This window comes from Bosea sp. 29B (genome assembly GCF_902506165.1).
In the GTDB taxonomy this organism is placed as follows: domain Bacteria; phylum Pseudomonadota; class Alphaproteobacteria; order Rhizobiales; family Beijerinckiaceae; genus Allobosea.
In genome coordinates, this window is the sequence record NZ_LR733817.1 from 4106424 (window position 1) to 4132358 (window position 25935).

27 protein-coding genes are annotated in these 25935 nt (G+C 66.8%); 21 read left to right on the forward strand and 6 right to left on the reverse strand.

Annotated features, from left to right (window positions below; translation table 11 throughout):
• The first annotated feature begins 13 nt into the window (after window positions 1-13).
• The 5 genes from GV161_RS19905 to GV161_RS19925 all read left to right on the forward strand — a co-directional run bounded on the left by GV161_RS19905 (window position 14) and on the right by GV161_RS19925 (window position 3694).
• A complete protein-coding gene (locus tag GV161_RS19905) occupies window positions 14-655 on the forward strand; it encodes an urease accessory protein UreE (RefSeq protein ID WP_152017316.1) in 642 nt (213 codons plus the stop codon).
• A 98-nt stretch (window positions 656-753) separates the two neighbouring features.
• Complete coding sequence (locus GV161_RS19910) at window positions 754-1185, forward strand: DUF3995 domain-containing protein (protein WP_159650302.1); 432 nt, start codon at window positions 754-756, stop codon at window positions 1183-1185.
• A 290-nt stretch (window positions 1186-1475) separates the two neighbouring features.
• On the forward strand, window positions 1476-2024 hold the full coding sequence (locus GV161_RS19915; RefSeq protein WP_244624281.1) for a HupE/UreJ family protein: 549 nt from the start codon (window positions 1476-1478) through the stop codon (window positions 2022-2024).
• 69 nt (window positions 2025-2093) lie between these two features.
• The gene (locus tag GV161_RS19920; protein WP_152017318.1) at window positions 2094-3236 is read left to right on the forward strand and encodes an alpha-D-ribose 1-methylphosphonate 5-triphosphate diphosphatase; all 1143 of its coding nucleotides are present in this window, start codon (window positions 2094-2096) and stop codon (window positions 3234-3236) included.
• A 68-nt stretch (window positions 3237-3304) separates the two neighbouring features.
• Entirely contained in the window at window positions 3305-3694 is a 390-nt protein-coding gene (locus tag GV161_RS19925; protein WP_152017319.1) for a hypothetical protein, read from the forward strand.
• Between the two features lie 9 nt (window positions 3695-3703).
• On the opposite strand, the gene GV161_RS19930 is transcribed toward GV161_RS19925, so the two are convergent.
• Window positions 3704-4555: a LysR family transcriptional regulator gene (locus GV161_RS19930; protein ID WP_152017320.1), complete on the reverse strand. Its 852-nt coding sequence runs from the start codon at window positions 4553-4555 to the stop codon at window positions 3704-3706.
• Window positions 4556-4652: 97 nt separating this feature from the next.
• Here GV161_RS19930 and GV161_RS19935 point away from each other — a divergent pair, with 97 nt between their 5' ends.
• Window positions 4653-5900 (forward strand): MFS transporter, encoded by a 1248-nt coding sequence (locus GV161_RS19935; protein WP_152017321.1) that lies wholly within the window; start codon window positions 4653-4655, stop codon window positions 5898-5900.
• Here GV161_RS19935 and GV161_RS19940 read toward each other — a convergent pair.
• The 3 genes from GV161_RS19940 to GV161_RS19950 all read right to left on the reverse strand — a co-directional run bounded on the left by GV161_RS19940 (window position 5851) and on the right by GV161_RS19950 (window position 8521).
• Window positions 5851-6489 (reverse strand): LpxA family transferase, encoded by a 639-nt coding sequence (locus GV161_RS19940; RefSeq protein ID WP_152017322.1) that lies wholly within the window; start codon window positions 6487-6489, stop codon window positions 5851-5853. The genes GV161_RS19935 and GV161_RS19940 overlap by 50 nt on opposite strands.
• A gap of 99 nt (window positions 6490-6588) precedes the next feature.
• On the reverse strand, window positions 6589-7785 hold the full coding sequence (gene uxuA, locus GV161_RS19945) for a mannonate dehydratase (protein ID WP_152017323.1): 1197 nt from the start codon (window positions 7783-7785) through the stop codon (window positions 6589-6591).
• A gap of 40 nt (window positions 7786-7825) precedes the next feature.
• The gene (locus tag GV161_RS19950) at window positions 7826-8521 is read right to left on the reverse strand and encodes a GntR family transcriptional regulator (RefSeq protein ID WP_152017324.1); all 696 of its coding nucleotides are present in this window, start codon (window positions 8519-8521) and stop codon (window positions 7826-7828) included.
• A gap of 163 nt (window positions 8522-8684) precedes the next feature.
• Between GV161_RS19950 and GV161_RS19955 the strand changes: the two genes are divergently transcribed.
• The 8 genes from GV161_RS19955 to GV161_RS19990 all read left to right on the forward strand — a co-directional run bounded on the left by GV161_RS19955 (window position 8685) and on the right by GV161_RS19990 (window position 16716).
• The gene (locus GV161_RS19955; RefSeq protein WP_152017325.1) at window positions 8685-9875 is read left to right on the forward strand and encodes an extracellular solute-binding protein; all 1191 of its coding nucleotides are present in this window, start codon (window positions 8685-8687) and stop codon (window positions 9873-9875) included.
• Window positions 9876-9980: 105 nt separating this feature from the next.
• On the forward strand, window positions 9981-11054 hold the full coding sequence (locus GV161_RS19960) for an ABC transporter ATP-binding protein (RefSeq protein WP_152017326.1): 1074 nt from the start codon (window positions 9981-9983) through the stop codon (window positions 11052-11054).
• Window positions 11051-11950 (forward strand): sugar ABC transporter permease, encoded by a 900-nt coding sequence (locus tag GV161_RS19965; RefSeq protein ID WP_152017327.1) that lies wholly within the window; start codon window positions 11051-11053, stop codon window positions 11948-11950. The genes GV161_RS19960 and GV161_RS19965 overlap by 4 nt, the downstream gene beginning before the upstream one ends.
• 4 nt (window positions 11951-11954) lie before the next feature.
• Window positions 11955-12785 (forward strand): ABC transporter permease subunit, encoded by an 831-nt coding sequence (locus tag GV161_RS19970; RefSeq protein ID WP_152017328.1) that lies wholly within the window; start codon window positions 11955-11957, stop codon window positions 12783-12785.
• A gap of 61 nt (window positions 12786-12846) precedes the next feature.
• Complete coding sequence (locus GV161_RS19975) at window positions 12847-13869, forward strand: DNA topoisomerase IB (RefSeq protein ID WP_152017329.1); 1023 nt, start codon at window positions 12847-12849, stop codon at window positions 13867-13869.
• Between the two features lie 101 nt (window positions 13870-13970).
• Complete coding sequence (locus GV161_RS19980; RefSeq protein ID WP_152017330.1) at window positions 13971-15116, forward strand: amidohydrolase; 1146 nt, start codon at window positions 13971-13973, stop codon at window positions 15114-15116.
• A gap of 53 nt (window positions 15117-15169) precedes the next feature.
• Window positions 15170-15931, forward strand: coding sequence for a precorrin-6A synthase (deacetylating) (gene cobF, locus GV161_RS19985; protein ID WP_152017331.1), 762 nt, complete (start codon window positions 15170-15172; stop codon window positions 15929-15931).
• A 68-nt stretch (window positions 15932-15999) separates the two neighbouring features.
• A complete protein-coding gene (locus tag GV161_RS19990) occupies window positions 16000-16716 on the forward strand; it encodes a GntR family transcriptional regulator (protein WP_152017332.1) in 717 nt (238 codons plus the stop codon).
• Here the strand turns inward: GV161_RS19990 and GV161_RS19995 are convergent.
• Window positions 16713-18044, reverse strand: a complete 1332-nt coding sequence (locus tag GV161_RS19995) for a PLP-dependent aminotransferase family protein (protein WP_152017333.1) — start codon at window positions 18042-18044, stop codon at window positions 16713-16715. The two genes, GV161_RS19990 and GV161_RS19995, sit on opposite strands and share 4 nt — an antisense overlap.
• Window positions 18045-18156: 112 nt before the next feature.
• On the opposite strand from GV161_RS19995, the gene GV161_RS20000 reads away from it, so the two are divergent.
• The 6 genes from GV161_RS20000 to GV161_RS20025 all read left to right on the forward strand — a co-directional run bounded on the left by GV161_RS20000 (window position 18157) and on the right by GV161_RS20025 (window position 24886).
• Entirely contained in the window at window positions 18157-19119 is a 963-nt protein-coding gene (locus tag GV161_RS20000) for a nitrate ABC transporter substrate-binding protein (protein ID WP_348521256.1), read from the forward strand.
• On the forward strand, window positions 19119-19910 hold the full coding sequence (locus GV161_RS20005; RefSeq protein ID WP_201303028.1) for a deaminated glutathione amidase: 792 nt from the start codon (window positions 19119-19121) through the stop codon (window positions 19908-19910). Before GV161_RS20000 ends, GV161_RS20005 begins: the two co-directional genes overlap by 1 nt.
• Before the next feature lie 51 nt (window positions 19911-19961).
• Window positions 19962-20852 carry an ABC transporter substrate-binding protein gene (locus GV161_RS20010; protein ID WP_152017551.1) on the forward strand — a complete coding sequence of 297 codons (891 nt, stop codon included), beginning with the start codon at window positions 19962-19964 and terminating at the stop codon, window positions 20850-20852.
• Window positions 20853-20863: 11 nt separating this feature from the next.
• Entirely contained in the window at window positions 20864-21775 is a 912-nt protein-coding gene (locus GV161_RS20015) for an amino acid ABC transporter permease (RefSeq protein WP_152017336.1), read from the forward strand.
• A complete protein-coding gene (locus tag GV161_RS20020) occupies window positions 21772-22566 on the forward strand; it encodes an amino acid ABC transporter ATP-binding protein (RefSeq protein ID WP_152017337.1) in 795 nt (264 codons plus the stop codon). The genes GV161_RS20015 and GV161_RS20020 overlap by 4 nt, the downstream gene beginning before the upstream one ends.
• A gap of 151 nt (window positions 22567-22717) precedes the next feature.
• The gene (locus GV161_RS20025; protein WP_159650303.1) at window positions 22718-24886 is read left to right on the forward strand and encodes a methyl-accepting chemotaxis protein; all 2169 of its coding nucleotides are present in this window, start codon (window positions 22718-22720) and stop codon (window positions 24884-24886) included.
• Between the two features lie 14 nt (window positions 24887-24900).
• Here GV161_RS20025 and GV161_RS20030 read toward each other — a convergent pair whose 3' ends face one another.
• Complete coding sequence (locus GV161_RS20030) at window positions 24901-25365, reverse strand: MarR family transcriptional regulator (protein ID WP_201303029.1); 465 nt, start codon at window positions 25363-25365, stop codon at window positions 24901-24903.
• Between the two features lie 48 nt (window positions 25366-25413).
• On the opposite strand from GV161_RS20030, the gene GV161_RS20035 reads away from it, so the two are divergent.
• On the forward strand, window positions 25414-25869 hold the full coding sequence (locus GV161_RS20035) for a hypothetical protein (protein ID WP_152017340.1): 456 nt from the start codon (window positions 25414-25416) through the stop codon (window positions 25867-25869).
• Window positions 25870-25935: the final 66 nt, after the last annotated feature.

Genomic DNA, 25935 nt, shown 5'->3' on the forward strand with positions numbered 1-25935 from the left:
CACGGGTTTTTCCATGCAGCGCGCCATCTCCGTCGTCCGCAAGGCCGCGGTCAAGCAGGACCGGGTCGTCGAGACCCTCACCCTCGATCATCACGGCCGCAACGCCCGCCATGCCGCGCTCAAGGGCGATGGCGGACAGGAGATTGTGCTCGACCTCGACAAGCCAACCGCGCTGAACGACGGCGATGCCGTCAAGCTGGAAGATGGTTCGCTGGTCTTGATCAAGGCTGCGTCGCAGAAGCTGATCGCGATCACCGCCGAGAACCCGCTGCGGCTGACGCGCCTCGCCTGGCACCTCGGCGGGCATCATGTCGCGGCGGAGGTCACGGCCGATGCGATCTATGTCGAGCATGATCCCGCTCTGGCCGAGCTGGTTCGCGGCCAGGGCTGCGCGATGAGCGAGGTCGAGCGGCCGTTCCAGCCCGAGCCCGAAGTCCACCATCATGAGCATGGCGACGCCTGCGGCCACGACCATGGCCATTCCCATGCTGGCCACGACCACGATCATGGCCACGAGCACCATCATACGCATGAGCATGGCGCGTCCTGCGGCTGCGGCCATGATCACCACCACCATGACGACCATGGCCACAAGCATGACCATGGCCATCACGGTCACGAGCACGGCCACAAAGGTCACAAGCACGACCACTGAGTCCTGCAGCGCGGGCGGACGGAAATCATGGCGCTCCAAGGTCTCGACGGCCGTGCCTTCTGGTTGGAACTCGCCCCACGACCGGTCCGCTCGTGATCTTGGCCATCGCCACCGTGCTGACACTGCTCTTGGCCGCGATAGGCGGCCTGCACGCCTATTGGGGCAGCGGTGGCCGCTGGCCTGCGGCGAGCGAGGATGAACTGATCGCGACCGTTATCGGCAATGCGAGGGCGCGACGCATGCCGTCGCCGGGCTTGTGCCGGGTCGTCGCGTTGGCCATTGCTCTCGCGGCGATCTGGCCGCTGCTTCTGACAATGCAGACCGGCACGGCGGCCATACGCCCGTTCATCCTCCTTGCTGGTGTCGCGATCATGGCGGTGTTTTTATTGCGCGGCATCGCCGGCTATCTCCCGGCCTGGCAGCGGCTACATCCGCGCGAACCCTTCGCCAGCAATGATCGGCGCTATTATTCGCCGCTCTGCCTGCTGGTCGCCGCGGGCTATGTGATTCTGCTCCTGCAGGGACCTTGAGCGATGCACGTCTCCGTCGTAGTCCGCAGCTGTGGGCAGCGGCGGCCGGCTCCGACTTGCCTGTCATCGACAGGGCCGATCTCGTTCCATACCGGCGCGGATCTTGCTTCGAAGGATCGGGAATTCGGAGACCATGTGCGGCAAACGCCATGACGCCTTCAGCAACAGGCGAGTGGGAAAGTCGTTGCAATGGTTTTTGATTTCATCGAGACCGCCGGTGGTCCGAAGGCGCCGGCCCTGAGCTGAGGATGGCATTGATGATGACACTGCGAGCGATCGGATCTGTTGCCATGCTGCTGGCTCTCGCCTCCACCCCGGCCTTTGCTCATACCGGCGCCGGCCCGGTCGATGGTTTGATGCATGGCCTGATGCATCCGCTGACCGGGCTCGATCATGTCCTGGCCATGGTCGCCGTCGGTCTCTGGGCCGGGCTGGTCGGCGGCAAGGCGCGCATCGCCTATCCCGCCGCCTTTGTCACCACGATGGCGCTGGCCGGCGCCTGGGGCATGTCCGGCGGCGCGCTCCCGGGCGTCGAGATCGGCATCGCCTTCTCGGTGGTCATCCTCGGCGCGGCGGTCGCGCTGAAGGCCTCGCCGCCGCTCGCTGCGGGCACGCTTGCCTGCGGCATCCTCGCCATCTTCCACGGCTTCGCCCATGGCGCTGAACTGCCGGAGAATGCCAGCGGTCTCGCCTATGCAGTTGGCTTCATGCTCGCGACGGCGGCGCTCCATCTCGTCGGCATCATGCTGGCCGGCGTGATTGCTACCCGCGCTCCGCTTGTTGCGCGCATTGCCGGCGGCGGGCTCGTGCTTGCGGGCGTCGCGCTCCTCGCTGGCTGAGGCGGGCGTCATCGCCATGTCATAAGGAACCGCCAATCGCGCCGTCCTTTCAGGGGCGGAGGCGGGGCGTTGAATCTGCATATCACCGGCGGCGAGGTGCTGGCCGACGCGCTTGTCTGTGCCGATCTGGTCACGGAGGGCGAGACGATCCGCGGCTTTGACGGAGCCGTTCCCGCCGCGGCTCTCCACATCGACGCCGCCGGCCTTTATGTCCTGCCGGGCATCGTCGATTGCCATGGCGATGCCTTCGAGCGGCATATCATGCCGCGGCCGGGCGTCTCCTTCGACATCGACCTGGCGCTGCGCGACGCCGACCGCGCCATCCTGGCGAGCGGCATCACCACCGCTTTCCACGGCGTCACCTGGTCCTGGGAGCCGGGCTTGCGCGGCGCCGACAACGCCCGTCGGCTGGTCGAGCGTATCGCGGCGCTGAAGCCCGAGCTCGGCGCCGACACGCGCTTTCATCTGCGCCACGAGACCTTCAACCTCGCCGCCGAGGCCGAGATCACCGACTGGCTGGCGAGCGGCCGCGTCGGCGTGCTCGCCTTCAACGACCATACCGGTGGCATCTTGAGGGCAAGCAGCCGACCGGACAAGATCGCCAAGATGGTGGAGCGCACCGGGCTGACGCATGAGGATTTCATGGCGCTGGCTGGGAATGTCTGGAATCGCAGGGACGAGGTGCCGGGCTCGATCGAGCGGCTTGCGGCGGCAGCGCATGCCGCCGGCGTGCCCGTCATGTCGCATGACGACATGAGTCCGGAGATGCGGCGCTGGTATCGCGGCCTCGGCGTCACCGTCGCCGAATTCCCCATCAATGAGGCGACGACGCGCGAAGCCGCGGAACATGGCGAGGCGATCGTCTTTGGTGCGCCGAATGTCGTGCGCGGCGGCTCGCATCTCGATTGCCCGGCGGCCGAGGCGATGGTGCGGGCAGGCCTCTGCACCATCCTGGCCTCGGACTACTATTATCCGGCCTTGCCGCTGGCGCCCTTCATCCTGGCACGCAAGGGCGCGGCGGATTTTGCCGCGGCCTGGCGGCTGGTCTCGCAGGGCCCGGCTCAGGCGCTCGGCCTCTTCGATCGCGGTGTCATCGCGCCCGGCAAGCGCGCCGACCTCGTCCTCGTCGCGCCGGAGCCGCAGCCGCGTGTCGTCGCGACGATTGCCGGCGGGCGGCTGGTGCATCTGGCGGATCAGCGCATCCTGGCTTGACTGGACTGCGATTGCCGATCGGCGTGCTGCAACCTAGGATTTAAGCTTGCAGGGACTGGGAGGGGATTATGGCGCGCTGGTCGGACGCGATGAAGCTCTCGGACTACAAGGAGTACAAAACGTATCTGCAAGTTCCCGGCGTTTACGAAATCGGATACATCCAGCGCGAGACCTTCTATCCGAAATATATCGGCAAGGCGCCGGTGACACTCTATTCGCGTATCAAGACCTATGGCCGGGATTTAGGTCAGACATCACATAACTCTCATATCCGTGAGCTCGAGGGCAATTATCATCGGCTCTGGTTCCACGTGATGCGTGTCAGTCGCCCGGGTGGCGCAGCGTTGCGCGAGGCGATGCTGCTGTATCGTTTCAGCGTCCGCGACCAGGGTCTTTATGAATGGAACTGGAAATACGAGAACAAGCCGCTGATCGAGGCGGGCTACCTGCTGAAATAGCTGGCGGCTTCACGAGCGAAACGCCGCCGCGATCGCGCTGAGCGTCGCCGCCGCCCGGCTCTGGCTGACGCTCGAATGCAGGATGATCGGCCGCGTCGGCACGGCAGGGAGCAAGAGGCGTGCGCCAACCTCGCTCAGGCCCGCCGGCGCCGCCTGACGGGCGAGCAGGGCGATACCGAGGCCTGCCATCGCCGCAGCGCCGACCGCCGCGGCGCCCTCGCCGGTGAAAGCCTCGCGCCACGCAATGCCGGCCGCTTCCAGTGCTTCCACCGCCATTAGGCGCAATTTGCAGGGTTCCGGCTGGGCCGCCAGCGGCAGCAGTTGGTCTCGTGATATCGGAACGTTCGGAGCGCAGAACCAGCCGAATTGCGCCTGGGTCAGCACTTCGCCATCGCGGCGGCTTTCGTCATAGCGCAGGGCGACGACCGCATCGAGCTCGCCGGCATCGTAGCGCTGGAGCAGGGTGCGGGTCGCACCGATCCGCAGGTTCAGGGTCACCCCGCCATCGCGCTTGCTCGCGGCCTGAAGCAGACGGGCGAGGTCCGGGCCGACCAGATGATGCGTGACGCCGACGGAAAGGCGGACACTGTCGGATGACAGCGCGTCGGTCGCCCGGCGATGCGCTGCCAGGAACTCGCGCGCCGGGGTGAGAAAGCGTTCTCCGGCGGAGGTGAGGCTCACTCGCCTCGGCGTCCGTTCGAGCAGGCGCTGGCCCAGCCGCTCCTCCAGCCGGCGCAGCCGCAGCGAGGCGGCCGCCTGGGTGGTGTTCAGAATGCCGGCGGCGCGCGTGAAGGAGCGATGCTCCGCTACGAGGACGAAGGTCTCGACGGCTTCCGGGTCGAGCGTCGGACGTGTTTCCATAACAGGATGATATCATTGAAACACGAATGGCGACAGTTTCGATCGCTTCGCCGACAGTGTTCTGTGGTGGCAGCGTCCCGAGAAAGCCCAGCTGCCCATGTCGAAGACCAGCCCGAGCCTCGTTCCCGAGGTGCCCGCGAGCCGCGCCGGGACCGATCCCTATATCTGGACCGTGCTGACCGTCGCGGTCGCGACGCAGACGGCGGGGTCGTTCGTTTCGCAGGGCATCTACATCCTCGTTCCGTTCTGGCGGGATGCGTTCGGTGTATCGCTCGCCTCTGCCGCCCTCGCGATCACCGCCATGAACGGCACCCAGATCCTGACGATGGTTTCGCTCGGCCGCGCGATCGATCGCCATGGTGAGCGGGTCGTGGTCGGCATCGCGATGGTCGGCATGGCGCTCGCGATGGTCGCGGCGGCCTTCGCCAGCGAATTGATCGGGCTCTTGATCTGCATGAGCGTTTTGGGGGGCACCTACGCGGCGGTGCAGCCGGGCGGGACGCGCGCGATCATGCGCTGGTTTCCGCCGCAGCATCGCGGCCTCGCGACCGGCTTCCGGCAGGCGGCGGTGCCCTTGGGCACGATGATAGCCGCTGCGCTGCTGCCGCTGCTCGCCGTGCGCTTCGGCCTGGCTGCAGCCGCCTGGTCGAGCGCGGCGGTGTCGCTGCTCGGGGCGCTGCTGTTCCTGCTCTTCTACAAGGAAGGTGGGGCGGTGCAGGCAAAGCGCGAGGCGCCGCTAGCCTTGCGCGAGCTGATCCGGACCGTCGGCGAAAATCCACGGTTCTGGCCGGTGCTGCGCCTCGGCATCGCCATGTCGGCCTTCCAGTTCACCTTTACCGCCCATGCGATCGGCTACATGGCCGACGCGCTCGCGCTCGGCATGCTTGGGGCGGCGAGCCTGTTCGCGCTGGCGCAATTGGCTGGTATTCCCGGCCGCGTGCTGCTGCCCTGGCTCAGCGACAGGCTGAGGCCCGGGCGGCGCTCCAAGTCCTTCGCCGTGACCGCGCTGCTCGGGGCCGCTGCCGCCGCGGCGCTCGCCGCGCTGCCGGCCGGCGTGCCCGCGCCGCTGGCGGCGGCCGTGCTCGTGCTCTTCGGCATCTTCGGGATCGGCTGGTTCCCGCTCTACCTTCTCGACATCGCCGAGATGGCGCCGCGCAGTTCGATCGCCTCGACCGTGAGCTTCGCTTCGACGCTGTGCCTGATCGTCATGGCGCTCGGGCCCTGGCTCTTCGGGGTGGTCGCCGACCGGTTCGGCTATGCCTGCGCCTGGGCGCTCCTGATCGTCCCGGTCGTCGTCACGGCCCTGCCGCTGCTGAGGAAACGATTACCTGAGCCTGGTCGATGAGGGAGAGCCGTTCCACCACCGTGCTTGCGGCTAGAATGGCGCCGGGAGCAATGACAGCATTGGCGCCGATCCTCGTGCCGTCTCCGATCACGGCTCCGAATTTCGTCTTGCCCGTATCGACACGTTCGCCCTTGTAATAGAACGCTATCGTCTGGTTCGGCCGCTCATTGCGGTGGTTGGCGATGATGGATCCCGCTTCCAGATTGACGTCGGAGCCGAGGATGCTCTCGCCGACGAAGTTGAAATGGGCGAGCTTCGCCCCGCGGAACAGGAAGCTGGACTTGAGCTCGACACCGGGCCCAAGAGCGCATTCTGCATCCAGCCAACAGCCGCCGCGGATCAGAGCATGGGCCGCTATGAAGCAGCGCGGGCCAACGATGGCTGGCCCCTTGATCGTGGCGCCACTCTCGACTGAGGCAGAATGGTGGATGGCGACGCCGTCGCTCACGCGATAGTTCGCGTCGAGCCGGGTCAGAAGCTCTTCCACGATGCGTTGCGCACGCTCGGTGAGTTCCCAGGGCGTCTCGACATCCAGGCTTGCCAGGACCGAGGCGTTGAACCCGGCGATATGTTCGCTGACGAACTGCATGACCGACCTTGTCTGGAGCCGGCCATGGTGGCCGGCTCAGGGCCTGTGAGCAATCCCGCAATGCTTCACGCCGATCTCGTGGTCGGCGTCGCAGGCCCCTCAGCTCGCATACCCCTTCACGCTCGACAGCGCCGTCATCACGCCGCGCAGCTCGGCCAGGCCGCGCAGGCGGCCGACCGCCGGATAGCCGGGGAATGAGCCCTTCTTGGCGTCGTCGAGCAGTTCATGGCCATGATCGGGCCGCATCGGGATGCGCCAGTGCTTCCAGCCGGCTGCCTTGCGGCGGGTCTGCTCGGCCATCAGCGCATCGACCAGCGCGACCATGTCGGTGTCGCCGCCGAGATGCTCGGCCTCCATGAACGAGCCGTCCGGATCCTTGGCGACGTTGCGCAGATGCGCGAACCAGATCCTGTCGGCGAAGCGGCGGGCGATGGCCGGCACGTCGTTCTTCGGGTTGGCCCCAAGCGAGCCGGAGCAGAGGGTGAGCCCATTCGAGGGGCTGTCGACCGCACCGAGGATGAAGGCGATGTCGTCCTCGGTCGAGCAGATGCGTGGCAGGCCGAAGAGCGGCCGCGGCGGATCGTCCGGATGGATGCACATCCGGATGCCGACCTCTTCGGCGGTCGGGATCACCGCCTCGAGGAAGCGCTTGAGATTGGCGCGTAAGCCCTCATGGCTCATATCGGCATAGCGCGCGAGGATGCGCTTCAGCCCGGGCACGTCGTAGCGGTCATAGGCGCCGGGCAGGCCCGCCATGATGTTGGCCATCAGCTTGGTCCGGTCGGCCTCCGAGGAGCGCTCGAACCAGGCCTTGGCCCTGTCCATCACTTCGGCGGAATGGCCTTCGTCGGCGCCCGGCCGCTGCAGCATGAAATGGTCAACGACGACATATTCGTGCAGGTTGAAGCGCAGCGCCGTGCCACCGCCGGGGAGGGGCTGGGCGAGGTCGGTGCGGGTCCAGTCCAGCACCGGCATGAAGTTGTAGCAGACCACCTCGATGCCGCAGGCGGCGAGGTTGCGCAGCGACTGGCGGTAATTGGCGAAGATGGTCTCGAGGTCGCCTTCGCCGATCTTGACGTCTTCGTGGATGGGTAGGCTCTCGACCACCGACCAGCGCAGGCCAAGACTCTTGTCTGCCTCGATGATCGCTTTCCGCTTTTCGATCTCCTCGACGCTCCAGACCACGCCATAGGGGATCTGGTGGAGCGCGTTGACGATGCCGCGCGCGCCCGCCTGCCGGGCCTGGGCGAGCGTCACCACATCGTCCGGGCCGAACCAGCGCCAGGTCTGTTCCATCGTTGCTGTCCTTTTGGAGCGCCGTCTGTCGCGGCTTTTTTCAGGTGGGTTTGTTGAGCCCGCCGCTGGCGGCGAAGGCGTCGACATGGTCGCGCGCGATCGTCTCGATCGCGTCGAAGACGGTGCGCAGATGCGCCCGCATGGTGCGCTCGGCCCGCGCCTCGTCGCCGGCGCTGACGGCCTCTGCGATCTCGCGGTGCTCGCCCAGGATCATCTCCGACCAGCCGCCGGTGTCGAGCGACAGGCAGCGGACCCGATCGAGCTGGGCCTTGACGCTCTCGATCAGTCCCCAGACCGAAGGGTGGCCGGAGAGCCGCGCCAACTCGGCATGGAACTCCTCGTCGCCGCGGAAGAAGCCGACCCGGTCGCCATCGGCGAGCGCCTGCTCTTGCTGCGCGATGAGGGTGGCGAGGGCGGCCCGCCCGGCCTCGTCGATGTTCTTTGCTGCCAGCACGACCGTGCGGCATTCCAGCGTCTCGCGCACGAACTGGCTGTCATAGACCGCGGCAAGGTCGATCGGCGCGACGAACGTGCCGACCTGCGGCACGACGACGAGGAAGCCGTCCTCGACCAGCCGCTTGAACGATTCACGCACCGGCGTGCGACTGACGCCGAACTGCAGGGCCATGCGCGCTTCCGAGATCGCCTCGCCCGGACGCAGGACCGCGTTCAGCACATCGCCGCGCAACGCCCGGTAGATCTGGTCGGTGCTCTGTCTCGCCGCGGCGATGCCCATTGCCAAGCTCTTGTTCACTAGTATACTAGGATACCGGCTCGAACGGAGGCGTCAACTCCGAAAGCCGCGATTTCAGTAGAAGCCGGTGCTAAAAGTGCCGCAAGAGCCCGCTTTCCACGGGCTGGGGAAACAGCAGGCGGCAAGGTCGCCGGGAGGGGAGATCATGGTCCAGGATACGATCCATCGCCGTACATTCCTCGGCGGCGTCGCTGGCATGGCCGGTATCGCGGCCGCGCCCGGAGCCTTTGCTCAGACGCTCAAGCTGCCCGCGTCCCCGCTCACGATCAGCGTCATCGACGTCGGCGGGGCGCTCGCGCTGGTCCAGACGCCGCTGGAGAACTATCCCAAGGCAAATCCCAAGGCTGTCTCGCGGATGGTCTTCACCAAGGCGCCCGCTCCCGAGCTGCCGGCCAAGTTGAAGGCGCAGCAGGACGCTGGCCGCCTCGACATCGATTTCGTCATCGGCGGCCTGGACGTGCTCTCGGCCGGTATCGATCAGAAGCTCTGGGTCGAGTTGCTGCCGCGCTTTGCGGCCGAGTTGCCCAAGCCCGATGATGTCTTCCTGAAGCCTGCGCTCGCCATGCACAATCTCGGGCGCGGTCAGGGCATGGCGATGGTCTACTATCCGTCCGGGCCGCTGCTCGAATACATGCCCGACAAGGTCAAGACTCCGCCGACCACGGCGCAGGAGCTGCTCGACTGGACCAAGCAGAACAAGAACCGCTTCCTCTATGCCCGCCCGGCCAATTCCGGCCCCGGCCGCACCTGGATCATGGGCTTGCCCTATATCCTCGGCGACAGCGATCCCAAGGATCCGGCCAAGGGCTGGGACAAGACCTGGGCCTATCTGAAGGCCCTGGGCGAGAACATCGAGTACTATCCCGGCGGCACCGGCGCGACGATGAAGGAGCTCGGCGACGGCTCGCGCGACATCATCGTCTCGACCACCGGCTGGGACATCAACCCGCGCGTTCTCGGCGTCGTGCCGAAGGAGGCGAAAATCCAGGCGCTGAAGGGCTTCCACTGGGTCACGGACGCCCAGTACATGATGATCCCCAAGGGCGTCTCGGACGAGAAGCTCGCCGTGCTGCTCGACCTGATCCGCCACATGCTGACGCCGCAGCAGCAGGCCTACACCTATGACGAGGGCTATTTCTATCCGGGCCCGGCGGTGAAGGACGTGCCGCTCTCGATGGCGCCGGCCTCCAGCCAGAAGGCCATCGCCGAGTTCGGGCGGCCGGAATACGACAAGCTGATCGCCGAAAACCCGATGGAAACCCCGCTCGATCCCGAGAAGATGGTCGTCGCCTTCCGCATCTGGGACGAGCAGGTCGGCGGCGCCAAGCGCAAGTAAACCTGCTGCAGGATCTCCCGGCAGGCCGGTCCTTGACCGGCCTGCCCCCTTGCTGCCGCCTGTCGGCAGCCGGCTAATCCATCCGTTCGAACCCGATGGTCCTTCATGTCGATACATGCCGCGAATTTCCGCGAACTCAAGCTCGATCGGCTCTGCCGCGATTTCGGCACGCACAACGCCGTCAAGGACGTCTCGCTGACGATCAAGCAGGGCGAGTTCATCGCATTGCTCGGCCCTTCCGGCTGCGGCAAGTCGACGACGCTCAACCTGATCGCCGGCCTGCTGCCAGCGACCGGCGGCGGCATCTGGCTCGACGAGAAGCGCATCGACCCGCTGCGCCCTGAAGAGCGCGGCTTCGGCATGGTCTTCCAGAGCTATGCGCTCTTCCCGCATATGAGCGTGAAGAAGAACATCGGCTTCGGCCTGAAGATGCGCGGCATGGCCAAGGCGGAGAGCGATCGCCGCGTCGCCGACGCCGTCGCGCTGGTCCGCCTGCAAGGCCAGGAGGAGAAGCTGCCCGGCCAGCTCTCCGGCGGTCAGCAGCAGCGCGTCGCCATCGCCCGCGCCATCGCGGTGCAGCCGCCGCTCGTGCTGATGGACGAGCCGCTCTCCAATCTCGATGCCAAGCTGCGCCTCGAGATGCGTGCCGAAATCAGGCGCATCCACAACACGCTCGGCGCCACCACCATCTACGTCACCCACGACCAGGAGGAGGCGCTCTCGCTCGCCGACCGCATCGTGGTGATGCGCGATGGCGAGATCCGCCAGGTCGGCGGGCCGGAGGACCTGTTCTCGCGGCCGGACCATCTCGACGTCGCCGAGTTCATGGGCTTCCGCAACAAGGTCGCCGGCCGCGTCGCCTCCGCCGCGGCGGAGTTGGCTACGGTCACGGTCGGCGAGGTCGGCGTCGTCGGCCGCGTGAGATCGCCGGTCGCGGCCGGGCAGGGCGCCCATATCTCGATCCGCCCGGAAGACCTCCACCCGGTGGCGGATGGCGCGCCGGGGCTCGCGGCCAAGGTCATCTCGACCGAATTCCACGGCCGCGAGTTTGTCGGCTTCGCCCGCATGGCGGACGACACGCCGCTGACCTTCCTCGCCGATAGCCGCATCGCGCCCGGCACCGAGATTTGCCTCGCCGCCGCTCCGGATCGCGTCCTGGTCTTCGGAGGGGGCGCATGAGCACCCTGTCCGCAACCGCCGCCGAAATCCCGCTCAAGCAGCGCCTCGCCGCGCGCGGCCTCGACGGGCTGACCCTGCTCGTCCTGCCGGCGGTGATCTTCCTGCTGGCGCTGTTCATCTACCCGTTCTTCTATGGGCTGTTCCTGTCCTTCAATCCGAAGGCGGGCGGGGCGCTGGCCAACTACCAGCGCTTCTTCTCCGACGCGTTCCTCTACGACACGATCGCGACCACGCTCTGGCTCGCCATGCCGGTGACGATCGTCACGCTGCTGCTGGCGATCCCGATCGCCTTCCGCGTCAGGTTGATGAAGAACCAGCGCCTGCTCACCACCATCCTGGTGATCCCGATCACGCTCGGGACCGTGCTCGTCGCGGAAGGCCTGCTGAATTATCTCGGCCCGCAAGGCTGGTTCAACCGGACGCTGATGACGCTCGGCATCATCTCCTCGCCGGTGAAGCTGCTGCATAATTACTGGGGCGTGATGCTCTCGCTGGTCATCACCGGCTTCCCCTTCACCTTCCTGCTGACGCTGTCCTATCTCACCGGCGTCGACCCGGCGCTGGAGCAGGCCGGCGCGACCCTGGGTGCCGGGCCCTGGCAGCGCTTCAAGCACATCCTCCTGCCGTTGCTGCTGCCCGGCCTCGCCATCACCTTCTGCCTCAGCTTCGTCCAGGCTTTTTCGGTCTTCCCCTCGGCGGTGCTGCTCGGTGCGCCGGCAGGGCCGACGCGCGTCATCTCGATCGCGGCCTATCAGGCAGCCTTCGAGGAATACGACTACTCGATGGCCTCGGCGGTCGCGATGATCATGGGCATGGTCCAGCTCGCCATCGTCGTCGCGGTGCTCGGCCTGCGCGGCATGCTCTATCGCGGCCCGGCCGGCGGCGGAAAGGGCTGATCCGATGGTCAAGGACACCCGCCTCTCGACCAAGCTCTGGGCCGCGGCCAACTGGACGCTGATCGGCTTCTTCATCGTCAACCTGTTCGGCATGATTGCTGCGGTGGTGACGAGTTCGTTCTCGACACGCTGGCTGCGCTCCTGGCTGCCTGACGGCTGGACGACGCGCTGGTATGGCGCCGCCTGGAGCGAATTCCAGCTCGGCGACGTGCTGACGGTCACCTTCCAGATCGTCTTCCTCGTCGTCTTCCTGTCGGGGCTGATCGGCGTGCCGGCTGCCTATGCGCTGGCGCGGCGCGACTTCCCCGGCAAGAAGCTGGTGATGCTGCTCTTCCTGCTGCCGCTGCTGGTGCCGCCGATCACCTTCGGCATTCCGCTGGCGACGGTGCTCTACCGCACCGGCCTCGCCGGCTCGATGTCGGGCGTGGTGCTCGCCAACCTCGTGCCGACCGTGCCCTTCGTCATCCTGGTGATGATCCCGTTCATCGAGCAGATCGACACCAAGATCGAGGCGGCGGCGCGCGTCTTCGGCGCCAACACCTTCAAGCTCTTCGTCTACGTGCTGCTCCCGCTGCTGATGCCTGGCATCCTCGCCGCGCTGCTGCTCGTGCTGGTCCGCACGATCGCGATGTTCGAGCTGACCTTCCTCACGGCTGGCCCGACCAGCCAGACGCTGGTGGTCGCGCTCTACTACGCGGTCTTCGCCGCCGGCGTGCGCGCCGTGCAGTCGATCGACGCCATGGCGGTGATCTACATGGTGACGACGCTGGTCTGGCTCATCATCGCGCTGCGCTTCGTCAACCCGACACAGATCGTCGCGCGGGCGAAGCGCTAGGCTGGAACAACTGGCCACCTCCCGCATTCCTCCGCAGCCGGTCGAGCTGCGGAGGCGTTGAATGGTCACGAAGGGCAGGGAAGGCGCCAAGGCAAGCCAGGGCCGCCTGCGCCATGTGACCGTCGACGATCTCACTATCAGACGCGTCAGGGTCGGCCGCAATTTCGGCTATCGCGACCCTGACGGCAGCAAGATCACCGACGAGGAGACGCTCGCGCGCATCCGCTCGCTGGCGATCCCACCGGCCTATGAAGACGTACTGATCGCCGCCGATCCGCGCGCCCATCTCCAGGCCGCCGGCCGTGACGATGCCGGGCGCATCCAGCATCGCTATCACCCCGACTGGGAGAAGGTACGCGAGCGCCGAAAGCTCAAGCGCCTCGGTCGCCTGATCGACGCCTTGCCGAAGCTGCGCGAACGCATCGCCACCGATCTCAAGGATCGCGCGCTGTCGCGCAGGAAAGCGCTCGCCTGTGCCGCCGCGATCATCGACCGCTGCCATATCCGGGTCGGCAACGAGGTCTACGCCCGCACCAATGGCAGCCATGGCGCCTCGACATTGCTCAAGCGCCATGTCTCCCTTACCGGCAAGCATGTCGGGCTCGCCTTTCGCGGCAAGGGCGGCAAGGACATCGTCTGCGGTCGCAATGATGCGCCACTCGCCCGCGCTTTGGCGCGCTTAAAGATCCTGCCCGGCAAGCGCCTGTTCCAATATCGCACCGAAGACGGCCCGGTCGCCGCGATCAACGCCGCCGACATCAACGCCTATCTGAAGGAGGCGTCCGGCCTGCCGGTGTCGAGCAAGGACCTGCGCATGCTCGCAGCCAATGCCGCCGCCGCCGAGCTGCTGCTCTCGACCGACATCGCCGCCAGCGAGCGTGGCCGCAAGCGCCAGCTCGCCGACATCATGCGCGCCATCGCCGAGCGGCTGGTCAATACGCCGGCCGTGGTGCGCAAGAGCTATGTCCACGCCATCGTCGTCGACGCCTATGCCAGTGGCCGCCTCAGCCTTGCTTATCGCAAGGCGCGCGGCCGCGGCGGCTGCTCGCGCATCGAGCGGGCGCTGGGATTGCTGGCGGCGTGAGCGGAATGCATGGCCGCCCGCCTGCGCCGGGCGTCGCCGGGGGTTGAACCCGCCGGCGCGCTGGTGATGCTCGGAGCAAATCATCCGAGGAAGCGCCAGGCATGTTTCTCACCAATTCCGACATGGTCGAGCTGATCGAGCTGCGCCATGCCCTCCATCGTGCGCCGGAAATTTCTGGCGAGGAGCGCGAGACAGCCAAGGCGATCGTCGGCTTCCTCACGCCGAGCGCACCCGACCGCGTCGTCACCGAGCTCGGCGGCCATGGCGTCGCTGCGATCTATGAAGGCGCCGAGCCCGGCCCGACGGTGCTGATCCGCTGCGAGCTCGATGCCCTGCCGATCGAGGACCTCTCAGGTGTGCCGCATTCTTCGCAAGTGGCTGGCAAGGGCCATCTCTGCGGCCATGACGGCCATATGACCACGGTTGCGGCGCTGTCGCGCGGGCTCGGCCGACAGCGGCCGCAGCGCGGCCGCGCCATCCTGCTGTTCCAGCCGGCCGAGGAGACCGGGGCCGGCGCCGCCGCGGTGATCGCCGATCCGAAATTCCCGGAGATCGCGCCGGACTTCTCCTTCTCGCTGCACAACAAGCCCGGCCTGCCATTGGGCTCCATCCGGATTTCGGAGGGGCCGGCCAATTGCGCCTCGCGCGGCCTCAAGATCGTGCTGACCGGGCACACCTCGCATGCCGCGACCCCGGAACATGCGGTCTCGCCGATGAAGGCGCTCGCCCGGCTGATGCCGGAGCTGACCGCGCTCGGCCAGGGCGGCGCGCTCGAGGGCAATTACCGCCTCGTCACCATCACCCATGCCAGCATGGGCGAGCCGGCCTTCGGCATCACCCCCGGCCGCGCCGAACTCTGGGCGACCCTGCGGACGCTGAACGATTCCCTGATGGGCTCGCTCTGCGCCGAGGCGGAGGCGCTGGTGCGCGAGGCGGCGTCCGCCGGCGGGCTCTCCGTGGCGATGGACTATCACGACGTCTTCCATCACTGCGAAAACCATCCCGAAGCGGTCGCGCATCTGCGCCAGGCCTGCGATGAGGAGGGCATCGCGCGCGGCGAGACCCCGCCGCAGCGCGGCTCCGAGGATTTCGGCCTGTTCGGTCGCTCCTCGAAGTCGGCGATGTTCCTGCTCGGCTCCGGCGAGGACACGCCGCCGCTGCATAATCCCGATTACGACTTCCCCGATGACCTGATCGCGCCCGGCGCTCGCGTCTTCATGCGCACGATCAGGAACCTGCTGGGTTAGCGGTCGCATACTGCTGCGTGCTATGCGGCGCCTCTAACGGAACAGAGGTGCCCATGCGCAGGATCAGGATCATCGGCATCGGCGCCGGCAATCCCGAGCACATCACGATCCAGGCGGTGCGGGCGCTGAACAGCGTCGATGTCGTCTTTGTGCCGGACAAGGGCGCCGAGAAGGGGGCCCTGCGCGAGCTGCGCGAGGAAATCTGCCGACGTTATATCGAGCATGACAGATGGCGCACCGTGCCGCTCTCCGTGCCGAAGCGGGCCGCCGCGGGCGACGATTATCGCGGCAGTGTCGACGAGTGGCACGCAGCGCTGGCCGAGAGCTATGAGCGCCTGTTCCGCGAGGAGCTCGGCGAAGACCAGGCCGGCGGGCTGCTGGTCTGGGGTGATCCGTCGCTCTACGACAGCACGCTGCGCATCATCGAGGCCGTCCGCGCCCGCGGGCTGGAATTCGATTACGATGTCATCCCCGGCATCACCTCCGTCCAGGCACTGGCGGCAGCGCATAAGCTGGTGCTGAACCGGATCGGCGAGCCCGTCACCATCACCACCGGCCGCAAGCTCGTCGAAGGCGGTTTTCGCGACGAGGACGGCAGCACGGTGGTCATGCTCGATGGCGAGCAGGCTTTCGCGAAGATCGATCCCGTCGGGCTCGACATCTGGTGGGGCGCGTATCTCGGCGCGCCGCAGGAGGTTCTGGCTTCCGGCCCACTCGCTGAAATCTCCGACGAGATCGTCCGCAGGCGCAAGGCGGCACGCGCCGAGAATGGCTGGATCATGGACACTTATCTGCTGAGGCGACACGAGGGCTGACCGGCGGCGTTTGCCGTTAGGCCACCATACCGGTATAATCTGCACCGGCTGGCCGAGGAGTTTGACTCATGGACATCTCGCTCCGGCTTCGCGATCCGATCGCGCCGCAGCTCGTCACAGCCCTGCGCCAGGCGATCATCGTCAGCGAGCTTCGGCCCGGCGAGGCGCTGTCGGAGAAGGAGATCGCCGGGCGCTTCGGCGTTAGCCGCCAGCCTGTGCGCGAGGCCTTCATCAAGCTTTCCGAGGCCGGGCTGGTGCAGATCCTGCCGAGCCGCGGCACCTTCGTCATGAAGATCTCGATGCGCGAGGTCGCCAATGCCCGCTTCGTGCGCGAGGCGGTGGAGTGCTCTCTGGCGCGGGCTGCGAGCCGGCTGATCAACCCTGACGGCGTCGCTCGCCTGCGCCGCCTCATCGCCGAGCAGGCTGCTGCCGCCGGGCGCAGTGATTATTCCGGCTTCACGGTATTGGACGAGGCCTTCCACCAGGCGATCGCCGAGATCGTCGATTGCGACTATGCCGGCAAGGTGGTCGAGAGCGCCCGCGCCCAGACTGACCGGGTGCGCTATCTCTCGCTGCCCGGCACCTCGCCGATCCCGCTGCTGATCACTCAGCACAATGCCATCGTCGACGCGATCGAGACAGGCGATGCCGACACGGCCGCCACCGCGATGCGCATCCATCTGCGCGAAATCCTGAACGCGCTGCCGCGCATCGCCGCCGAACACCCGGATCTGTTCGAGGACGAGGAGCTGCCGGCGCATACGACGAGCATGCACCAGCCTTAGATGGCGCGTTGCGCCGCCTTGATCAGCGCCTCGGCGACACGCTCATAACCTTCCGCCAGGATCGCAGTCGCGACCCGGACATGCTCGGTCGGCCTCGCCGCGCATTTGCTTCCGGGCAGCACCGCGATGCCATGCGCCGCCAGCGTCACCAGCGCGAACTGCTCGTTCTCCACCGGCACCCAGATGCACAACCCGTCGCTCTCCGGCATGGCGAGTCCCCGCTCGGCGAGGCAGGCGACCAGCTCCTGCCGGCGCTCGGCATAAACAGCGCGCGCCTCAGCCACCCTCTGGCCGGTTTCGGTATCGGTCAGCAGCCAGGCAGTCGCTGCCTGCAGCAGCCGGCTGGTCCAGCCCGAGGAGAAGCTGCGATAGGACTGGATCTGCCGGATCACCATGGCCGGCGCCGACAGCACGGCGATCCGAAGGTCCGGGCCGAGCGATTTCGAGAAGGAGCGGATATGCACGACCCGCTCTGGCATCGTCGCGCCCAGGCTGATCGGCGGGTGGATCGAGACGTCGCCGAGGCCATCATCCTCGATCACCAGCGTATCGCTGCCGGCGAGCACCCGGCCGAGTTCGGCAAGCCGCGCCGGGCTGACATGCTGGCCGGTGACCGAATGGGTACGCGGCTGGAAGATGAAGGCCGATGGCCGCCGTTCCAGCGCGGCCGCGAGCTCGGCGGGCACGGGGCCTTGCGCATCGCGGGCGACGGGCAGGATCTCGGCGCCGAGATCCTCGATGATGTCGAGCAACCGCATCGCCGTCGGATCCTCGATCGCGACGCAGGAGCCGGGTAGCACCGTCGCGTGCAGCACCGAATAGACCGCGTTGTAGCCGCCATTGGTGGCGAGGAAGGCGTCCGGTCGGTAGGGCCAATGCGGCGCCACCGCATCGCGCAGCGCCGGCAGGATCGGCGTGCGCTCATAGCTGTTGAGGTTTTCCGCCGTTGCCGCCTGCGCCAAGGCCTCGGCCAGGGGTGGCATCAGCGCGGCGTCCGGTACTGCCAGCGAGAGGTCGAGCGCATCAGGCCCGAAATCGGCGACGCTCGCCATCCGCGTCGGCCGCGGCGTCGCATTGTCGCCGCTGACCCAGGCACCGCCGCGTCCGCGCCCCGAAACGATCTTCTGCCGCTTCAGTTCGCTCCAGGCCTCCGAGACCGTGCCGGGACTGACACCGAGCCGGAAAGCGAGCTCGCGCACCGTCGGCAGCTTCGTGCCGACTGGCAGCAGGCCGGAGCGGATCATCTGGCTCAGATCGAGCGCGAGGCCGCGCGCGGTGCGCTGCGTCAGGCGGCCAGCCAGCCAGGAGGCGTCGGGTTCGTCGCTCATCGACTCAAAAATGAATGTTCAGGAACGTAATAGCGATTGATCAGAATAAATGAACATTTAATCTCGCCGCTGTCCACGGTTTTCCGCATAGCGAGGCTGTCGTTTGAAACCTGTGATCCGGCTGGCCCTGCGCGACTGGGACTTCATCACGCCGCTCTTGCTCGGCGACCTCGTTTCCGACCGCTTCGAGCTGAAGATCGAGCGCCTTGCTGCGCTTCCCGATGACTTCGCCAGCGATCCGCGCTTCGACGCCAGCGAGATTTCGTTCAGCCGCTACACCACCGGCCGCGCCCGCGGTGAGGCCGGCGTCGTCGGCATCCCGAACTTCATCATGCGCGGCTTCCGCCATCGCTGCGTCGTCACCGCGGCCGACAGCAAGCTGACCCGCTTTGACGAATTGCGCGGCAAGCGCATCGGCATCGCCGGCTGGCAGGATTCCGGCAACACCTGGACGCGCGCTGCCATGGCCGAGGGCGGCCTTGGCATCGACGATGCCTTCTGGGCGGTCAGCCGTCTCGCCGCCGACCACCCGATCACCGATCGCGTCGGGCGCTATGCCCGTCCCGGCCGGATCGAGGCGCTGCCCGGCCAGCCACCCTTGCTCGACCTGCTCGCCGCTGGCGAGATCGCGGCGGTGCTGATGCCGTTCATGCCGCAGGGCTTTTTCTCCAAGGGCTCGCGCTTCCGGGCGCTGCTGCCGGATGTCCGCGCGGCCGAGCGCGATTACTTCGGCAAGGTCGGCTACGTGCCCGGCATGCACATCATCGGCCTCAAGCCCGAGCTCGCCGCCCGCGAGCCCTGGCTGGCGCAGGCGCTGAGCGATCTGCTCGACGAGAGCCAGCGCGTCTGGCTGGAGAAGCGCCGCCGCTATGCCGACACCACGCCCTGGCTGATCGACGAGCTGGTGCGCAGCGGGCATGATCTGCCGGAGAGCTGGAACGAGAGCGGGCTGGCCGCGAACCGGACGATGATCACAGCGTTCATCGAGCAGCTGCGCATCCAGAACCTCGCCGAGACCGACCTGACGCCGGAGACCCTGTTCCCGGCCGCATCTGCGCTGGAAGGAGCCCAATGATGAAAGCCGCGCTCGGACAATTCGCCGTCAGCCGCGAATGGCAGGAAAATCTTGCCACTTCCGTCCGCCTGATGGGCGAGGCCAAGGCCGCCGGCGCCGATCTGCTGTTGCTGCCGGAGGGCATCCTGGCCCGCGACATCACCGATCCCGACATCGTGCTGAAGACGGCGCAGCCGCTCGACGGCCCGTTCATGCAGGGCGTGCTGGAGGCGAGCAAGGGCTCGGCGCTGACCACTCTGTTCTGCATCCATGTGCCGAACGGCAAGGGCCGCGTCTTCAACGTCCATGTCGCGGTCCGCGACGGCGCCATCGTCGCCGCCTATCGCAAACTCCATCTCTACGACGCCTTCTCGGCGCTGGAATCGACCAATGTCGAACCCGGCACCGAGGTGCCGCCGCTACTCGAGATCGCCGGCCTGAAATGCGGGCTGATGACCTGCTATGACGTGCGCTTCCCCGAGCTTGCCCGTCGCCTCGCGCTTGACGGCGCCGATGTCCTGCTGCTGCCGGCCGCCTGGGTCCGCGGCCTCGGCAAGGAGGCGCATTGGGATGTGCTGGTCACCGCCCGCGCGCTGGAAAACACCTGCTATGTCGTCGCCACCGGCGAGTGCGGCCCGCGCAATATCGGCGCCAGCATGGTCGTCGACCCGCTCGGCGTCGCCGTCGCCCGCGCCGGCGAGGCTCCAACGCTGATCTATGCCGATATCGATCCGGCCCGCATCGCCGCGGCACGCGCAGCATTGCCGGTCCTGGTCAACCGCCGCTTCGCCGGCCCGGAGCTCGCCGCCTAGGAGCGGGCCGCCAATCCACCGACAACGATAAAAGGGGACGTCGCCATGACCATGATCGTGAAATTCGCCGGAGCCGCTGCGCTGGCTGCGGTACTCCTGCAAAGCCCGGCCTTCGCCCAGGACGCCAGCATCAAGATCCCCGAGCAGAAGGTCGACGAGACCCTGCGCGCCAAATTGCCGGAGGCGATCCGCACGGCCGGCAAGATGATCTCGGTCAACAACGGCTCCTTCCCGCCCTACGAGATCGTCACCGACGCCAAGACCATGACCGGCGCCAGCGCAGAGCTCTCCGACGCCATCGGCCAGCTGCTCGGCGTCAAGATCGAGCATGCGACGGTGAGCGGGCTCGCCGCGGCGCTGAGCGGCATCGCCGCCGGCCGCTTCCAGTTCGCCATGGGCCCGATCGGTGACTTCAAGACACGCCAGGAAGCCAACGACTTCGTCGACTATGTCCGCGAATACGTGATCTTCGCCGTGCAGAAGGGCAATCCGAAGGCGATCGGCAGCCTGGACGACACCTGCGGCAAGAAGATTGCGGTGATGTCGGCCGGTTCGGCCGAGAAGGTGATCAAGGCGCAGGCCGAGAAATGCGCGGCCGAGGGCAAGCCGACGCTGGAGGTAATGTCCTTCACCGACCAGCCGACCTCGATCCTCTCTGTCCGCTCCAGGCGCTCGGACGGCTTCTTCTCCTCGCAGGCGCCGCTGACCTATTTCGTCCAGCAGGCCAAGGGCGATCTCGAACTCGCCGCGGTCGGCAAGCCCAACGGCTTCCAGGACCTGTTCCAGGGCGCGGTGGTGCCGAAGGGCTCAGCCCTGGGCGACGTGCTGGTCTCGGCCATCAAGGTGCTCAAGGCGAACGGCACCTATGAGGCGATCTTCAAGAAATGGGGCATCGAGAACAACATGATCGGCGAGCCCGGCATCAACCTCTCGAAGAACTGAGCGAGCGGGCCATGAGCAGCGCGGTTGAGCCGATGAATGACCGGCAGGCGGCGCTGCGCGACGTCGCCAACGCCCACCGCCCGGTCGAATGGGGGCGCTGGCTGCTCTGGGCCTTCGTGCTCGCAGTCTGCGCCAATTTCGCCTGGATCGTCGCCTGGAACCCGAATTTCGGCTGGCCTGTCGTGGCGCAATGGTTCACGGCGGAGTCGATCCTGCGCGGCCTTTACGTCACGCTCGGGCTCACCGTGGTGGCGATGGTGATCGGTGTCATCATCGGCCTCCTGCTGGCGATCGCCCGGCTCTCCGACGATCGGCTGTTCAGCGGCTTCGCCGGGCTCTTCATCTGGTTCTTCCGCGGCACGCCGCTGCTGGTCCAGCTGATCTTCTGGTACAATCTCTCGACGCTCTTCCCCGAGATCTCGATTGCGATCCCGTTCGGGCCGACGCTGATCAGCTGGCACACCAACGACCTGATCACGCCGATGACGGCGGCAATCGCCGGTCTTTCGCTGAACGAAGCCGCCTATATGGCCGAGATCATCCGCGGCGGCCTGCTCTCGGTCGACAAGGGCCAGACCGAGGCGAGCGACGCCTTCGGCATGACGCGGGCGCGGGCGCTGCGCCGGGTCATCATCCCCCAGGCGATGCGTTCGATCGTGCCGCCGACCGGCAACCAGCTGATCAGCATGATCAAGGCGACTTCGCTGGTCAGCGTCATCGCCATGGCCGATCTGCTCTATTCGGTGCAGGCGGTCTACAACCGCACCTTCGAGGTCGTCCCGATGCTGATGGTCGCGGTGATCTGGTATCTCGTCATCACCACCGTCCTGAACATCGGCCAGGGCTTCATCGAGCGCTACTACGCCCGCGGCGAGCGCGGCGCAGTGGAGCGCATGCCCGTCATCGCGGAGGCGACGCCATGAGCCGGATTGCGACCGACGCCGCGCCGCTGGTCAGCGCCCGCAACGTCCACAAATCCTTCGGCCACAACGAGGTGCTGAAGGGTATCGACCTCGACGTCATGCCGGGCGAGGTCGTCGTGGTGCTCGGCCCGTCGGGCTCGGGCAAGTCGACTTTCCTGCGCTGCATCAACCATCTCGAAGCGATCGATCGCGGCTCGATCATGGTCGCCGGCGAGCAGATCGGGTACCGCCTCAATGGCGAGCGGCTGGTCAGACTGTCGCCTCGGGCGATCGCGGCGCAGCGCCGCCAGATCGGCATGGTCTTCCAGCAGTTCAATCTCTACCCGCACATGACGGCGCTGGAGAACATCATCGAGGCGCCGGTCGGCGTCCATGGTCACTCCCGCAAGGAGGCGACCGACTATGCCATGGAGCTGCTCGCCCGCATCGGGCTGACCGAGAAGGCGAACGCCTATCCGCGCCAGCTCTCCGGCGGCCAGCAGCAGCGCGTGGCCATCGCCCGGGCGCTGGCGATCCGGCCGAAGCTGATGCTGTTCGACGAGCCGACCTCGGCGCTCGATCCTGAGCTCGTCGGCGAGGTGCTTTCGACAATGCGCGATCTCGCCGGCCAAGGCCTGACCATGATCGTCGTCACCCATGAGATCGGCTTTGCCCGCGAGGCGGCCGACCGCGTCGTCTTCATGGATGGCGGCCTCGTCGTCGAGCAGGGGAGGCCGGAGGAGGTGCTCGCCAATCCGAGCCATCCGCGTACGAGGTTGTTCCTCAGCCGCTTCATCCGCGAAGCGGCCTGAAGGCCGCAACTCCGTCAAAACTGTCTCCCAGCGCAAACGCGCCGAGCTGCCTTGGCGGCTCGGCAAGGCGCCATGGTTAATATTAAACGATCATTATCAGATATCCGAATATATTGATGGAAAGAGGTGCGAAGACGGGGAGAAACTGAGCATGGGCCATCCGCAATCGCCGCGGCAGCGCTTTCGCCTGACAGGTGTCGGGGCGGTCATCGGCATGGTCCTGACAGCAGCTGTCGCACTCGTCGCGGCTGCCGGCGCCTTCTCGACGCAACAGCTCGGCAATCGGATCCTGACCGAGACCGTCGCCCGCGAAATGACGAGCGCCCAGGAAACCTTGCGCACCAGCCTGGACAGCGAGGTTAAGCGCGCCGTCTCAATGGCGCATGTCATCGCGAGCAATGCCCAGATCCAGGCGCGCTTCGCCGCCGGTGACCGGGAGGCTCTGGCCGCGGCGATTATCCCCGGCTTCGCCGCGCTGAAGGCGAGTGAGGGCGTTGTCCAGCTCCAGTTCCACGTCGCGCCGGCGACCTCGTTCCTGCGTGCGCATCGCCCGGAGAAGTTCGGCGACGATCTCTCCTCCTTCCGGTTCACGGTCGTCGAAGCCAACAAGGCGGGCAAGCCGGTCTTCGGCCTCGAGAACGGCGTCGAGGGCCTCGGCGTGCGCGGCGTGATGCCGGTTCGCTTCGAGGGGAAGGCCGTCGGAACCGTCGAGGTCGGCCTCAATTTCGGCCAGGCGTTCTTCGACGCGTTCAAGAAAATGTCCGGAAACGACATCGCCTTCTTCGTCCTCGCCAATGGCGAGCTCAAGCGTTTCGCCTCGACGCTTCCCGATGATGGGCTGCTCTCGCAGGAGACGTTGCGGTTAGGGCTGGGTGGAACGACGGAAATCCAGCGTCTCGCCATTGCCGGGCGCGCCAGCGCCATCGTCTACGCGCCGGTCAAGGATTACCGCGGCGATGTGATCGGCGCCTATGCGCTCGTTTCCGACATCTCCGCTCTCAGCTCGATCATGGGCGCCGCCATGTCGGCTTCCGCCCTGGTCGCGCTCGTCAGCCTGATCTCGGCGATCGCCTGCGCCTGGATGCTGAACCGCTGGATCGCCGCCCCGGTCCGCGGCATGACGCGCACGATGACCGCGCTGGCACAGGGCGATCGCGACGTGCTCGTTCCGTCCCTGTCGCGTCGTGACGAAATCGGCGAAATGGCCCAGGCGGTCGATGTCTTCAAGCGTGCTGCGGTCGAAAAGGAGGCCATCGCCGTCGAAAAGCACCAGGCCGAGCAGGAGGTCGAGGCCCAGCGCCATGCGACCGACGCCGAGAGGTCGCGAAACGAGGCCGAACGCCAGGAAGCCACGCAGCAACTGGCTGTCGTGGTTTCGGCGCTCGGCGCCGGCCTTGAACATCTGGCCAACGGCAATCTCGGCTACCGCATCGATCAGCCGGTCGCGGCCAGCTATGCCAAACTGAAGGACGATTTCAACGCCTCGATCACGAAGCTGCGCGATACGATGCGGCAGATCGCGACCAACACCGAGAGCATGAAGGCGGGCGCCGGCGAGATCAGCCAGGCGGCCGACGATCTTGCCAGCCGCACCGAGCAGCAAGCCTCCTCGGTCGAGGAGACCGCGACGGCGCTCGACCAGCTGACCGCAACCGTGCGCCAGACCGCCGAAGGCGCGCGCCAGGCGAGCCTGGCCACCACCCAGGTCAAGGGCGAGGCCGAGCAGTCGGGCCAGATCGTGCGCGAGGCTGTCGCCGCCATGAGCGGCATCGAGAAATCCTCTGACGAGATCTCGCAGATCGTCGGCGTCATCGACGAGATCGCCTTCCAGACCAATCTGCTCGCGCTCAACGCTTCGGTCGAGGCGGCGCGCGCCGGCGATGCCGGCAAGGGCTTCGCGGTGGTCGCCTCCGAGGTGCGGGCGCTGGCCCAGCGCTCGGCGGACGCGGCCAAGGAGATCAAGGGGCTGATCACCGCCTCGTCCGTCGAGGTCGAGAAGGGCGTGGCGCTGGTCGGCCAGACCGGAACGGCGCTGGAGCGGATGTCCGGCGAGATCACCCGCGCCACCTCGCTGGTCGCCGAGATCGCCTCGGCTGCCCAGGAGCAGGCGACCGGCTTGCAGGAGGTCAATACCGCCGTCAACGAGATGGACCAGGCGACGCAGCAGAACGCCGCCATGGCCGAGCAGTCGACCGCCGCCTCGCAGGCCCTGGCCCAGGAAGCCGACAGGCTCGCCGCGCTGGTTTCCTATTTCAGCCTTGAGGCTCCCGAACCATCACGCAATCAGACCTCGGCGAACCCTGCGCGCCACGCTGCCTGAGGGGCGATCGGCGCTCAATTGCCCTCCAGCTCGCCCGCGCGCTCCAGCGCGATCGCGGTGCCTTGCTCGACGAAGCGCGCAATCAGCTCGAGCTCCTCGGCACTGTATTGCCGCATCAGTGCGGCCGAGCGCTCGGCGATCGGCGCGAACAGATCGAGCAGCGGCTTGATCGCCTCCGGCACGATCCGGACGAGGACCTTGCGGCGATCCTGCGGCTCGGCGGCCCGCTCGACATAGCCCTTCCTTGCGAGGCGATCGATCAGGCCGGTCACGGCGCCGCTGGTCAGCTTCGTATGCTCCATGATCTGCCCGGCGGTCACGGGACCGGCCAGCAAGATCATGTCGAGACATTCGAGATCGACGGAGGCGAGGCCGGCCCGCTTGGCGACCGCCTGGCTGTGCAAGGCGCTGGCGGCGCCCATGCGGCGCAGGATCGTCGTCAGGCGTGCGATCGCTTGGTCTTGACTTGAAGGTGCCATTCGTCTCATATCTTAGTTACTAAGATAATTAGTAAGCGAGATAAGATCATGGATGCGATCGTCCTGTCCACGGCGTTGACGGCGCTTCTGGCCAATATCGGGCTGGGCGGCGGAATCTTCGAGCATAGCGTGATCGACCGTGCCTGGCCCCGCAAGCCGGAGATTGTCCAACCCCGGAAGGGTGGGATCAGCCGCGTCCGGTTCTGGATTCCCGCTCATTCCACCTTCGAACTCGTCCTGCTCGTCACACTCTATCTCGGCTGGGGCCATGACGGCGTCCGCAAGGCGCTGCTCTTGGCGCTCGCCGCGCATCTGGCGCTGCGGCTCTGGTCGGCTTTCGACATGATCCCGAAGGCGATTGCCTTCGAGAAGGCGGAGACGGTCGACGAGGCTGCCGCCCGCGACTGGACGAAGCGAAGCCTGATGCGGTTTCCGCTGGCGCTCCTAACCAGCGTGGCTGCATTGGCGGCTTTCGCCGCCGCTTGCGGCCTGAATCTGGGCTGAGTCCACCAGCTTCCCAAACGTCGGTGCGAGAAGGTGAGTAGATTGACAATGTTTTGCATATAAGAC

What these genes read in the sequence shown, in the direction of transcription:
- GV161_RS19935 (WP_152017321.1), top strand. Translation starts at nt 4,653, where the DNA reads ATGTCGAAGACCAGCCCGAGCCTCGTTCCCGAGGTGCCCGCGAGCCGC.
- uxuA (WP_152017323.1), bottom strand. Translation starts at nt 7,785, where the DNA reads ATGGAACAGACCTGGCGCTGGTTCGGCCCGGACGATGTGGTGACGCTC.
- GV161_RS19930 (WP_152017320.1), bottom strand. Translation starts at nt 4,555, where the DNA reads ATGGAAACACGTCCGACGCTCGACCCGGAAGCCGTCGAGACCTTCGTC.
- GV161_RS20005 (WP_201303028.1), top strand. Translation starts at nt 19,119, where the DNA reads ATGAAAGCCGCGCTCGGACAATTCGCCGTCAGCCGCGAATGGCAGGAA.
- GV161_RS20035 (WP_152017340.1), top strand. Translation starts at nt 25,414, where the DNA reads ATGGATGCGATCGTCCTGTCCACGGCGTTGACGGCGCTTCTGGCCAAT.
- GV161_RS20030 (WP_201303029.1), bottom strand. Translation starts at nt 25,365, where the DNA reads ATGGCACCTTCAAGTCAAGACCAAGCGATCGCACGCCTGACGACGATC.
- GV161_RS20020 (WP_152017337.1), top strand. Translation starts at nt 21,772, where the DNA reads ATGAGCCGGATTGCGACCGACGCCGCGCCGCTGGTCAGCGCCCGCAAC.
- cobF (WP_152017331.1), top strand. Translation starts at nt 15,170, where the DNA reads ATGCGCAGGATCAGGATCATCGGCATCGGCGCCGGCAATCCCGAGCAC.
- GV161_RS19980 (WP_152017330.1), top strand. Translation starts at nt 13,971, where the DNA reads ATGTTTCTCACCAATTCCGACATGGTCGAGCTGATCGAGCTGCGCCAT.
- GV161_RS19995 (WP_152017333.1), bottom strand. Translation starts at nt 18,044, where the DNA reads ATGAGCGACGAACCCGACGCCTCCTGGCTGGCTGGCCGCCTGACGCAG.
- GV161_RS19905 (WP_152017316.1), top strand. Translation starts at nt 14, where the DNA reads ATGCAGCGCGCCATCTCCGTCGTCCGCAAGGCCGCGGTCAAGCAGGAC.
- GV161_RS19955 (WP_152017325.1), top strand. Translation starts at nt 8,685, where the DNA reads ATGGTCCAGGATACGATCCATCGCCGTACATTCCTCGGCGGCGTCGCT.
- GV161_RS19915 (WP_244624281.1), top strand. Translation starts at nt 1,476, where the DNA reads ATGCTGCTGGCTCTCGCCTCCACCCCGGCCTTTGCTCATACCGGCGCC.
- GV161_RS19975 (WP_152017329.1), top strand. Translation starts at nt 12,847, where the DNA reads ATGGTCACGAAGGGCAGGGAAGGCGCCAAGGCAAGCCAGGGCCGCCTG.
- GV161_RS19925 (WP_152017319.1), top strand. Translation starts at nt 3,305, where the DNA reads ATGGCGCGCTGGTCGGACGCGATGAAGCTCTCGGACTACAAGGAGTAC.
- GV161_RS20010 (WP_152017551.1), top strand. Translation starts at nt 19,962, where the DNA reads ATGATCGTGAAATTCGCCGGAGCCGCTGCGCTGGCTGCGGTACTCCTG.
- GV161_RS19990 (WP_152017332.1), top strand. Translation starts at nt 16,000, where the DNA reads ATGGACATCTCGCTCCGGCTTCGCGATCCGATCGCGCCGCAGCTCGTC.
- GV161_RS20015 (WP_152017336.1), top strand. Translation starts at nt 20,864, where the DNA reads ATGAGCAGCGCGGTTGAGCCGATGAATGACCGGCAGGCGGCGCTGCGC.
- GV161_RS19960 (WP_152017326.1), top strand. Translation starts at nt 9,981, where the DNA reads ATGTCGATACATGCCGCGAATTTCCGCGAACTCAAGCTCGATCGGCTC.
- GV161_RS20025 (WP_159650303.1), top strand. Translation starts at nt 22,718, where the DNA reads ATGGGCCATCCGCAATCGCCGCGGCAGCGCTTTCGCCTGACAGGTGTC.
- GV161_RS19970 (WP_152017328.1), top strand. Translation starts at nt 11,955, where the DNA reads ATGGTCAAGGACACCCGCCTCTCGACCAAGCTCTGGGCCGCGGCCAAC.
- GV161_RS19940 (WP_152017322.1), bottom strand. Translation starts at nt 6,489, where the DNA reads ATGCAGTTCGTCAGCGAACATATCGCCGGGTTCAACGCCTCGGTCCTG.
- GV161_RS19950 (WP_152017324.1), bottom strand. Translation starts at nt 8,521, where the DNA reads ATGGGCATCGCCGCGGCGAGACAGAGCACCGACCAGATCTACCGGGCG.
- GV161_RS19965 (WP_152017327.1), top strand. Translation starts at nt 11,051, where the DNA reads ATGAGCACCCTGTCCGCAACCGCCGCCGAAATCCCGCTCAAGCAGCGC.